Here is a 9,860-nt window from a genome sequence, read left to right as displayed (position 1 = left end):
TTCGTACGCGCCTCAGAAGAGCCGGAGCTTGTCGTCCTCGATGCCGCGCAGGGCGTTGTAGTCGAGGGTGACGCAGCCGATGCCCCGGTCCGTCGCCAGCACCCGCGCCTGCGGCTTGATCTCCTGCGCCGCGAAGATCCCCTTGACCGGCGCCAACACCGGGTCACGGTTGAGGAGTTCGAGGTAGCGGGTCAGCTGCTCGACGCCGTCGATCTCGCCGCGCCGCTTGATCTCGACGGCGACCGTGACACCCGCGGCGTCGCGGCCGAGGATGTCGACCGGGCCGATGGCCGTGGGATACTCGCGGCGGATCAGGCTCCAGCCCTCGCCCAGTGTCTCCATCCGGTCGGCGAGCAGCTCCTGCAGATGCGCCTCCACACCGTCCTTGATGAGGCCCGGGTCCGTGCCCAGCTCGTGCTAGGAGTCGTGCAGCACCTCCTCCATGGTGATGATCAGTTTCTCGCCCGTCTTGTTCTCCACCGTCCAGACGGAGCCGGCGCCGCCGGGGGCGTCCTCGGATTCCTTCACCGTGCACGGTGGTGACATCCAGTTGAGGGGTTTGTAGGCGCGGTCGTCCGCGTGTACGGAGACCGAGCCGTCGGCCTTGACCAGGATGAGCCGGGGGGCCGAGGGGAGATGAGCGGTGAGCCGGCCGGCGTAGTCGACGGAGCACCGGGCGATGACGAGACGCATGGTCGGTCACGCTACTGGACGGCGTCCGCGCCAGACGATTCGCCCTTGATCGCCTGCTTCAACAATGGCTGGATGTATGTCCATTTGCATGGTGCGGTAACCCCTCGCCCCTTAACGTAAGCGATGGGGGGTGTCGCCGTACGGAGTCGTAAGATCACGACGCTCCGCCCGGGTCCCTCACTTTTATCCGGCAGGTCCCCTTCCCGGGGGGCCGCGAGAGGAGAACCCATGTCGCTCGACGTCTCACCGGCCCTATTGGATCAGGCCGAGCGAGGCGAAGTCGAGGAGAAGGACTTCGTCGACTGCGTCCGTGTTTCCCTGCCCTACGCGTGGGGAATGATCAGCGCCTTGGTCGCTCAGCTCAAGGTGGACGGTGGCGAGTTCGCCGACAACCAGACCCCGCCGCCCGACGAACAGGCACGGGGCCAGCTGTTGCGCGCCTTGGCCAGCGACGCGATACGCGGGGCGCTGGAGCGGCACTTCGGTGTGCGGCTCGCTTTCCAGAACTGTCACCGGGTGGCGGTCTTCCCGCTGGACGCCTCGGTGGACGACAGACTCGCGCGCTTCACTTCGCTCCGGGGCCAGTTGCTCAACCAGTCGCCGACGCTGCGTGACTGCTGACTCAGCGCCTGGCCCAACTGCCGCGCTGCCGCTGCTCCCGTGAGCAGCGGCAGCGTGTACCGCGCAGAGATGGGGGGGCGGGGCGGCCGTGGCGGGCGGGCCGATCGACCGGGGTCATGATGCCGGGGGGAGCAGCGGCAGTACCTCTTCGCCGAGCCGCTGCACGTTGCGCTCCGTCGCCGCCAGGTCGCCCGTCCCCTCGACGAGCAGAGCGAACCGGCTGATCCCGGTGCGCTCCCGCGTCGCCGCGAGCCGGTCGGCGCACAGCCGTGGCGTGCCCACGGGGTGCAGGCGGCACAGCAGTTCCGTGTAGCTCAGCGGATCGCGCATCGGGCGCCGGCGGCCGTCCACCGTCCGGTGTGCGCCCAGGCCCGTACTCAGCCAGCCCGGCAGCGACTTGGTCAGTGACTCGACCGCTTCCCCGGTGTGGTCGCTCACCTGCGCCACGCCGGCGGAGACGTGCTGCGCCGCCGCCTCCTCGATCTTCTCCGCACCGTGGCCCGCGTCCCGTGCCTCGCGGTGCCACAGTGACACGATCTCCGCCTTCTCCTCGTCGCCGCAGTGCATGCCCAGCAGCATCGGCAGTCCACGCCGGGCCGCGAGCCGTACCGTGCCGGGCGAGGTGCAGGCGACGACGACCGGCGGCTCCCGCGACGGTGGGACGCGCAGGCCGGGTTCGGTGTCGGCGAACGGCTCGTCGGCGCGCGGGACGACCTCGACCTCGCGGAACCGGTACCGCTCGCCGTCCGCTCCGACCCGCGGCTCGCGCAGCCAGCGCAGCAGCAGATCGAGCGCTTCGGGGAAGCCGTGCTCGTACGCTCCCAGGCCGCCGCCGAAGACCTCGAGGTCGATCCAGGGCCCGCCCCGGCCGACGCCGAGGGTGAAGCGGCCGCCGGAGGTCAGATGCAGCAGCGCGGTCTGCTCACCGAGGGCGACCGGATGCGCGTTGGGGAGCACGCTCACGGCGGTGCCGACGCCGATGCGCCGGGTGCGCCCCAGCAGCAGCGCGGCCAGCGTCACCGCGGAGGGGCAGACGCCGTACGGAACGAAGTGGTGCTCGGCGAGCCATACCGCGTCCAGCCCCGCCTCCTCCGCCACCTCCCCGGTGCGCAGTGCGCGGTGCAGCGGCTCACTCTGTCCCTGCCCCGGAAACTGTGCGGCCAGCACAAAGGCTCCAACTCGCATGCTGCTCCGTTCTCTTGAGACCGCCGCAGGCCCCCCTCGGCCCCTGTTGGCATTAACGGCCGACACGTGCCAAAGGCACGGCAACGCGAGAACGATTGTTCCGATGAACGGCGGCCGACAACAGCTTTGGCCAAGGCATCGGTGTGCGGTGATCCGGCGCGAGGGTGCGTAGTCTGGTGACACCCTGTGTTTCCGACCGCGCTCCGACTGTCCGAGGTGTCCCGTGTCCCCGCGTCGCAACCGCGCCCGCAGCGGTGCAGCCAAGCCCTCCGCCGCCGGCCGTCAGGACGACGGGTCGGGCGAGCGGTACGGACTGGAGCGCACCGAGGACTGGCGGGGCGAGGAATGGGCGGTGCGCCAGGTCGCCGGCACGACCGGCAAGCACTATCGCTGCCCCGGCTGCGACCAGGAGATCCCGCCGGGTGTGCCGCATGTGGTGGCCTGGCAGCGAATGGGGCAGGTGGCGGACCGGCGGCACTGGCACAAGTCGTGCTGGAACGCGCGGGACCGCCGGGGCGCGCGGCCCCAGCGGTCCCGAAACGCGCCGCGTTACTGAGCTACACGTCGCGCTTGTTGAGCAGCGCGTACGCGGCGCCCAGCGCGACCACCGTGACGCCCGCCAGCAGTCCCAGCAGCGGCCAGCCGGTGGAGTTGTGCTCCTCGGCCGACATGGGGATGCGGTAGAGCGAGGCCAGCCCGTTGAGCGGGGAGTACTCCATGAGGACGTCGCGCACCGGTTCCAGCGTCTTGCCGTTCATGAACAGGGCCATCACCAGCGGCAGCAGGACCACACCGAGCATCGCGGTGATCGCACCCGCCGAGTGCCGCAGCAGCGCGCCCACGGCCAGTGCCAGCAGCCCGAGCAGTGCGACGTAGAGGCCCGCGCCGACCGTGGCGCCCAGCCACTCTCCGCTGTCCGCGACGAGCTTGCCGTCCTCGAAGGAGCCCTTGAGCGGGCTGCCGGGGCCACGGTCGATGTAGTCGGGGACCTTCTGGTCGCTCAGCAGCAGCGAGTTGATGAGCGCGGTGAGTGAGCAGGCCACCGTCGTCATGACGAAGGCGAGAAGGAAGAAGACCAGCGACTTCGCCATCAGCACCCGGCCGCGGGCCGGGCAGGCGGTCAGGGTGGTGCGGATCATGCCGGTGCCGTACTCGGAGGTGATCACCAGAACGCCCAGGGTGATGACGCAGATCTGCCCGAGCATCAGCCCGAACAGGCCGGGGGCGAGCAGCGGCATCCCGGTGTAGTCGCCGCCGCTGAGCCCGAGGGCGGTGAGCAGCCCGATGCCGACGACGAGGGCGAACATCACGCTGAGCGTCCACACCGTCGAGCGCACCGTACGGATCTTCGTCCACTCGGAGGCGAGGGCGTGCCCGAGGTGGGTGCGGGCGAGCGGGATGGGGGACGCGTAACCGGGGCCGCCGCCGGGCGGGCCCTGCGGCGGCTGCGCGGTCGCCGTCGCCCGGCCGCCCGGCTGCTGCTGGTGGTACTGCGGCTGCGGCTGCTGGTGCGGGGTGCTCATCGGACGTCGTCCTCGCTGTCGGGCCGGAAAGCGTTCGAGGGGCCGGCGGGCGGCGCGGGCATCGGCGGCGGACCCTGCCACGCCTGGGTGGGCGCGTACGGGCTGGGCTCACCGCCCGGGTAGCCGCCGCTCTGCGGAGGCATCGCGTCCGGCGGCGGGCCCCAGCCGCCCGGTCCCATCGGAGCGCCCGGTCCGCCCGGTCCCATCGGAGCCCCAGGTCCGCCCGGTCCGCCTGGCCCTGCCGGTCCTCCGGGGCTCATCGGCCCGCCGAACTGCCCCGCCATCTGTTGCTGCTGGAGCTGCTGCTGTTGCAGGCCCGCGCGCTGGTCCACCGTGGAGCGGTAGTCCACCGCGCCCTGTGTCAGCCGCATGTACGCCTCTTCCAGCGATGCCTGATGCGGCGAGAGCTCCCACAGCCGTACGTCCGCTCCGTGCGCCAGGTCGCTGATCTGCGGCAGCGGGAGGCCGCTGACCCGCAGCGCCCCGTCCTCCTCCGGCTGCACCTGGCCGCCGGCCTCCTGCACCGCCGTCGTCAGCTTCTCCCGCTGCCCCGGATCGGTGTCGGGCGTACGGACCCGGGCGAAGCCCACCGAGTTCTGCGCGATGAACTCCGGCACCGAGGTGTCCGCCATCAGCTGCCCGCGCCCGATCACGATGAGGTGCTCGGCGGTCAGCGCCATTTCGCTCATCAGATGGGAGGAGACGAAGACCGTGCGTCCCTCGTTCGCCAGCCGCTTCATCAGATTGCGCACCCAGAGGATGCCCTCAGGATCGAGGCCGTTGACCGGCTCGTCGAACAGCAGTACCTGCGGGTCGCCGAGCAGCGCCGCCGCGATGCCGAGCCGCTGTCCCATGCCCAGCGAGAAGCCGCCCGAACGCTTCCTGGCCACTTCCTGCAGTCCGACCACGCCCAGCACCTCGTCCACCCGGCGGGCCGGAATGCCGGACAGCTGCGCCAGCGACAGCAGATGGCTGCGCGCCGAGCGCCCGCCGTGCACCGCCTTGGCGTCCAGCAGGGCGCCGACCTGGCGAGGGGCGTTGGGCAGCCGGCGGAAGGGGTGCCCGCTGATGGTGACCTGGCCGGCCGTCGGGGTGTCCAGACCCAGGATCATCCGCATCGTCGTCGACTTGCCCGAGCCGTTGGGCCCCAGAAAGCCGGTCACGGTTCCGGGCCGCACCTGGAAGGACAGGTTGTAGACGGCCGTCTTGGCGCCGTAGCGCTTGGTCAGGCCGTACGCCTCGATCATCCGTTTCGTCCCTGGACGCAGTTCGGGGCTGACTACTCGCCCCCGGACATGGCCCAGAAGGCTACAAGCAACCGGTCCGGTTCCACCGGGTGCCCCGTACAAGCGTCCGGAACGGTACGTGCGTCAGGCGTCCCGCTTCTTCAGCACGAACCAGCCCGCGAGGAGCGCGGCCGCCGTCCAGGCCACCATGATGAGCAGTCCGCCCCACGGCCCGTACGGGCGGTCCAGCGCCTCCGGCACCACCGAGGTGACCGTGTTGCCCGCCTGGTCCGGCAGATACTGGGCGACCTTCTTCGTCGCGCTCACGCTGCCCAGGATGTTGGAGATGAGGAAGAAGAACGGCATCAGGATGGCGAACGCCAGCAGGGGACTGCGCAGCACGAAGGTGACGCCCATCGCGAAGAGCGCGATCAGCGCCATGTAGAGCCCGCCGCCGAAGACCGCGCGCAGCACGCCCGTATCGCCGATCGACGCTCCGTGCTCGCCGAGCAGCGCCTGCCCGACGAAGAAGGTGACGAAGCTGGTGACCATGCCGACCACCAGCACCAGCCCTCCCGCCACCACGGTCTTGCAGGCCAGGAAGGTGCCGCGCTGCGGTACGGCCGACAGCGAACTGCGGATCATGCCGGTGCTGTACTCGCCGGAGACGACCAGGACGCCGAACGCGATCATGGCCAGCTGGCCGAGGCTCATCCCGGCGAAGCTGGTGTAGGTCGGGTCGAAGGTGAGCTTGGACCCGGTGCTCATACTGTCGAACTCGGACGCGGTGAAGACGCAGATGACGGCGGACAGGCCGACCGTCACCGCCAGGGCGGTGGCCAGCGTCCAGAGGGTGGAGCGTACGGAGCGGATCTTGGTCCACTCCGAGCGGAGCACCCGCGTGGTGTGCGACATCCTCTACCGTCCCTTCCCGCCGTCAGCGCCGCTCTCTTCGTGTGCGTGATACTCCACGGACTCCGCCGTCAGCTGCATGAACGCCTCCTCCAGCGACGCCTTCTGCGGGCTCAGCTCATGCAGGACGAGCTGGTGCCCGGCGGCCAGCTCGCCGATCCGGGCGGCGTCCGCGCCCTCCACCTGCCACGAGCCGTCGCCGGCCGCGACCGGGGTGAGACCGGCGCCGCTCAGCGCGTCCCGCATCCGCTCCGGTTCGGGGGTGCGGACGCGCACGTATGTGCGGGAGTTCGCGGCGATGAAGTCCGCCATCGAGGTGTCGGCGAGCAGCCTGCCCCGGCCGATGACCACCAAGTGCTCGGCGGTCAGCGACATTTCGCTCATCAGGTGCGAGGAGACGAAGACGGTACGGCCCTCGCGGGCCAGGTGCTGCATCAGATTGCGGATCCAGTGGATGCCCTCCGGGTCGAGGCCGTTGACCGGCTCGTCGAACATCAGGATCCTGGGGTCGCCCAGCAGTGCGGCCGCGATGCCGAGCCGCTGTCCCATGCCCAGCGAGAAGCCCTTGGGCCGCTTCCCGGCGACCGCGCTCAGTCCGACCAGGTCCAGCACCTCGCCGATCCGCCGGCGCGGGATGCCGTTGGACTGCGCCATGCACAGCAGATGGTTGTAGGCGCTGCGCCCGCCGTGCACCGCCTTGGCCTCCAGCAGTGCCCCGATGTAGTTGAGCGGGTCCCGCAACTGGTCGTACCGCCTGCCGTCGATACGGACGTCGCCGCTGGTCGGACCGTCCAGGCCCAGCATCAGCCGCATGGTCGTGGACTTACCCGCCCCGTTGGGACCGAGGAACCCGGTGACGATGCCGGAGCGCACGCTGAAAGTCAGGTGGTCGACGGCGGTCTTCTCGCCGTACCTCTTGGTCAGCCCGCGCAACTCGATCATGCACCGACGCTAAGCGTGGCGTGGCCGCGCCGCCAGTCAGGGCAGGCCCGGACACACCTGGAGCCCGGCACACGGCGTGCCGGGCCCCACGCGGAAAAACGCGTCAGCGGGTCTGCTGGGCGGGGACGCTGTTCTTCGCTGACCCCTCCTCGGAGTCCTCCTCGCCCGGCTGGCCGGCCGCCGCGACCGCGGCACCCGTCAGCGTGGCCAGCATCTCGCGCACGTTGGTCAGCTGCGCGTTGATGCTGTCGCGGCGGTTGGTGAGCGCCGCCAGCTCGCGCTCCGACTCGCTGCGGACCCGGTCGGCCTTCGCGTTGGCGTCGGCCACGATGTCCTCGGCCTGCCGCTGGGCGGTCTCCACCGTCTGCCGGGCGCGGCGCTCCGCGTCCGTACGCAGCTTCTCGGCCTCCAGCCGCAGCTGCTCGGCACGGTGCTCGATCTCCGCCAGCCGCTTCTCGGCCTTGGCCTGCCGGGAGGCGAGGTCACGCTCGGACTGCTCGCGGCGCTTGGCCAGGTTGGTCTCGAAGTCCGCGGCGGCCTGTGCGGCCTTGGCGCGGGTGTCCTCGAAGAGGGAGTCGGCCTCCTCGCGCTTGGACTGCGCGTCCTTCTCCGCGTCCGTACGCAGAGTGGTGGCCTCGCCCTTCGCCTTCTCGACGATGCGGGAGCCCTCGTCCTCAGCCTTGGCACGGCGCTCGGACGCGAACGCCTCCGCGTCGTTGCGCACCTGCTGCGCCGCGCCCTCGGCGAGTTCGCGGTGCTGCTCGGCGGCCCGGCGGGCCTCCTCGCGCAGGTCCTTGGCCTCCTCCTCGGCGAGGCGAAGGATCTTCTCGACCCGCGCGCCGAGGCCGGCGTAGGACGGCTCGGATTCGTTGACCTGGGCCTGCGCGTTCTGCGTTTCGAGGTGCAGCTCCTCGATGCGCTTTTCCAGAGAGGTGATTCGCGCCAGTGCGCTGTCACGGTCGGCGACCAGCTTCGTAATGCGGTCGTCCACCTGTCCGCGGTCATAGCCACGCCGCACGAGCTCGAAGCCGAAGGGGGAGGAAGTGTCGCTCATGGGGTTCCTGTCGAGTCAGACGGGTTATCAGACGGGAAGTGATGGGGGAATCCTAGGGGCCAAAGCGGCGTGTCATCGAGCCATTGCCGGTTTGATCTGGAGAATGGTCGCTCGTTCGAGTGGCTAACTCCTGGAATCCTTGCCACCCGCCCGAGTCGTACCTGCGCCAACGCCCGCGGCGACGCCGTCGGTTGAACCGCCGCCGCCACCGCCCTTCTTGCCGGTGCCCGCGCCGCCGCCGTGCTCCGCGCCGTCACCGCCCCCAGGAGATTCGAAAGACTCCAACGCTTCCAACACATCCTGTACACGTGAGATCTCGGCGTTGATGTCCTCCTGGCGGCGCTCCAGCACCTCCAGTTCGTGCTGCCCCGCCTCGACCGTACGCTGCGCCTCCGCCGACGCATCCGCGCGGGTTTGCTCCGCTTCGCGCAGCGTGTCGGTCTTCCGCTTCTCGGCGTCCCGGAGTAGCCCGTCGGCCTTCTTCACCGCGGAGATCCGCACGCCGGCCGCCTCGTTCTCGGCCTCCTGCACCAGCCGGGCGGACTTCTCCTCGGCCTCGCGCAGCTGCTCCTGGGCCGCCTTGACCAGCTTGTCGCAGCGCTCGCCCGCGGTCTGCATCGCCTCCGCCGACTCCCGGCGGGCCCGTTCGTGCAGCTCCTCGATCTCGCTCTCGACGCGGGTGCGCTGCTCCTCCGTACGCTCCCGGATCGCGACCGCGTCGGCGCGTGCCTCGCCCAGCATGGTGTTGGAGTCGGTCCGTGCCTTCTCCACCAGCTCGCGGCTCTCCTCGTGCGCCTCGGTGGTCAGCCGGTCCGACTCCCGGCGGGCGGCCCCCACCATGCTGTCGGCCTGCTCCTCGGCCGCCGCCTGGGTGCGGCGCGCCTCCTCCTGCGCCTTCGCCATCAGCTGGTCGGCCTGCCCGGCGGCCTCGGTGCGCTTCTTCGCCGCCGCCTCGCGGGCCTCGTCGAGCAGCCGGTCGGACTCGGCGCGAGCCCGGTCGGACTCCTCCATCGCCTCCGAAACGGTGCGTTCCGCCAGCGACTTGGCCGCCTCGGACTCCTCCTGGGCGTCCCGCCGCAGCATCGCCGCCGCCTGCTCGGCCGCCGCGCGCCGGCGCCCGACCTCCTCCTCGGCCTGCTCGTGCAGTCCGGTCACCGAGTCGCGTACCGCCTGCGCGGTCTCCTCGGCCGTGGAGACCATGTCCGCGGCGCGCCGCTCCGCCTCCTCGACCAGCCGCACCGCCTCGGTCTGCGCCTCCTCGACCCGCTGCCGGGCCGTGGCCAGCAGCTCGTCGCTCTGCTCGCGCGCCTGGGTGCGCTCGCGGTGCGCCTCCTCGCGGGCCTCGGTCAGCAGCTCCTCGGCCTCGCGCCGACGCCGGCCGGCCTCCTCGCGTGCGGCCGACAGCGCCTCGGCGGCCTCCGCGTTCGTACGCTCCGACGCGGCGTTGGCCTCCGACCGGATCCGGTCGGCGGTGTCCTGGGCCTCGGCGCGCAGCCGCTCCGCCTCCGAGGCGGCGTCACTGCGCAGCTGCACGGCCAGGGCCTCGCCCTCGGCACGCGCCTGTGAGGCGTCCGAATGCGCCTCCGTACGCAGCCGCTCCGCCTCGTCCTCGGCCTGCTGCTGCAGCGTGCGCAGCCGCTCGGCGGCCTCCGCGCGCAGCCGTTCGGTCTCGGTGCGGGCCTCTTCGCGCAGCCGGTCGGACTC

Annotated in this window: 8 protein-coding genes and 2 pseudogenes; 2 read left to right on the top strand and 8 right to left on the bottom strand. The window is 71.2% G+C overall.

Annotated features, from left to right (window positions below):
* Positions 1 to 12: 12 nt before the first annotated feature.
* Positions 13 to 693, bottom strand: a pseudogene (gene nucS, locus ACRDP3_RS03220) (endonuclease NucS).
* Positions 694 to 921: 228 nt separating this feature from the next.
* Here nucS and ACRDP3_RS03215 point away from each other — a divergent pair.
* Positions 922 to 1,314, top strand: coding sequence for an SCO5389 family protein (locus ACRDP3_RS03215; protein ID WP_431515268.1), 393 nt, complete (start codon positions 922 to 924; stop codon positions 1,312 to 1,314).
* Positions 1,315 to 1,428: 114 nt separating this feature from the next.
* Here the strand turns inward: ACRDP3_RS03215 and ACRDP3_RS03210 are convergent, their stop codons facing one another.
* Positions 1,429 to 2,499 (bottom strand): LLM class flavin-dependent oxidoreductase, encoded by a 1,071-nt coding sequence (locus tag ACRDP3_RS03210; RefSeq protein WP_431515267.1) that lies wholly within the window; start codon positions 2,497 to 2,499, stop codon positions 1,429 to 1,431.
* A gap of 223 nt (positions 2,500 to 2,722) precedes the next feature.
* Between ACRDP3_RS03210 and ACRDP3_RS03205 the strand changes: the two genes are divergently transcribed.
* On the top strand, positions 2,723 to 3,055 hold the full coding sequence (locus tag ACRDP3_RS03205) for an ATP/GTP-binding protein (RefSeq protein ID WP_431515266.1): 333 nt from the start codon (positions 2,723 to 2,725) through the stop codon (positions 3,053 to 3,055).
* A gap of 1 nt (position 3,056) precedes the next feature.
* On the opposite strand, the gene ACRDP3_RS03200 is transcribed toward ACRDP3_RS03205, so the two are convergent.
* From ACRDP3_RS03200 to ACRDP3_RS03175, 6 genes and pseudogenes are all read right to left on the bottom strand, one after another.
* The gene (locus ACRDP3_RS03200) at positions 3,057 to 4,022 is read right to left on the bottom strand and encodes an ABC transporter permease (RefSeq protein WP_431515265.1); all 966 of its coding nucleotides are present in this window, start codon (positions 4,020 to 4,022) and stop codon (positions 3,057 to 3,059) included.
* A complete protein-coding gene (locus ACRDP3_RS03195; RefSeq protein ID WP_431515264.1) occupies positions 4,019 to 5,269 on the bottom strand; it encodes an ABC transporter ATP-binding protein in 1,251 nt (416 codons plus the stop codon). The genes ACRDP3_RS03200 and ACRDP3_RS03195 overlap by 4 nt, the downstream gene beginning before the upstream one ends.
* A gap of 123 nt (positions 5,270 to 5,392) precedes the next feature.
* On the bottom strand, positions 5,393 to 6,163 hold the full coding sequence (locus ACRDP3_RS03190; protein WP_431515263.1) for an ABC transporter permease: 771 nt from the start codon (positions 6,161 to 6,163) through the stop codon (positions 5,393 to 5,395).
* 3 nt (positions 6,164 to 6,166) lie between these two features.
* A complete protein-coding gene (locus tag ACRDP3_RS03185; RefSeq protein WP_431515262.1) occupies positions 6,167 to 7,102 on the bottom strand; it encodes an ABC transporter ATP-binding protein in 936 nt (311 codons plus the stop codon).
* A gap of 103 nt (positions 7,103 to 7,205) precedes the next feature.
* Positions 7,206 to 8,156, bottom strand: coding sequence for a cellulose-binding protein (locus tag ACRDP3_RS03180; RefSeq protein WP_431515261.1), 951 nt, complete (start codon positions 8,154 to 8,156; stop codon positions 7,206 to 7,208).
* A 123-nt stretch (positions 8,157 to 8,279) separates the two neighbouring features.
* A pseudogene (locus ACRDP3_RS03175) lies at positions 8,280 to 9,860 on the bottom strand (hypothetical protein); the annotation flags it as partial.

The sequence above is a fragment of the Streptomyces sp. genome (genome assembly GCF_050698815.1).
Lineage (GTDB): Bacteria > Actinomycetota > Actinomycetes > Streptomycetales > Streptomycetaceae > Streptomyces.
Note: the sequence above shows the minus strand (reverse complement) of the source record. Positions and strands in the feature narration are given on the sequence as shown.

Coding starts and splice junctions, on each gene's coding strand:
- ACRDP3_RS03200 (WP_431515265.1), bottom strand. CDS start 4,022: ATGAGCACCCCGCACCAGCAGCCGCAGCCGCAGTACCACCAGCAGCAG.
- ACRDP3_RS03195 (WP_431515264.1), bottom strand. CDS start 5,269: ATGATCGAGGCGTACGGCCTGACCAAGCGCTACGGCGCCAAGACGGCC.
- ACRDP3_RS03180 (WP_431515261.1), bottom strand. CDS start 8,156: ATGAGCGACACTTCCTCCCCCTTCGGCTTCGAGCTCGTGCGGCGTGGC.
- ACRDP3_RS03210 (WP_431515267.1), bottom strand. CDS start 2,499: ATGCGAGTTGGAGCCTTTGTGCTGGCCGCACAGTTTCCGGGGCAGGGA.
- ACRDP3_RS03215 (WP_431515268.1), top strand. CDS start 922: ATGTCGCTCGACGTCTCACCGGCCCTATTGGATCAGGCCGAGCGAGGC.
- ACRDP3_RS03190 (WP_431515263.1), bottom strand. CDS start 6,163: ATGTCGCACACCACGCGGGTGCTCCGCTCGGAGTGGACCAAGATCCGC.
- ACRDP3_RS03185 (WP_431515262.1), bottom strand. CDS start 7,102: ATGATCGAGTTGCGCGGGCTGACCAAGAGGTACGGCGAGAAGACCGCC.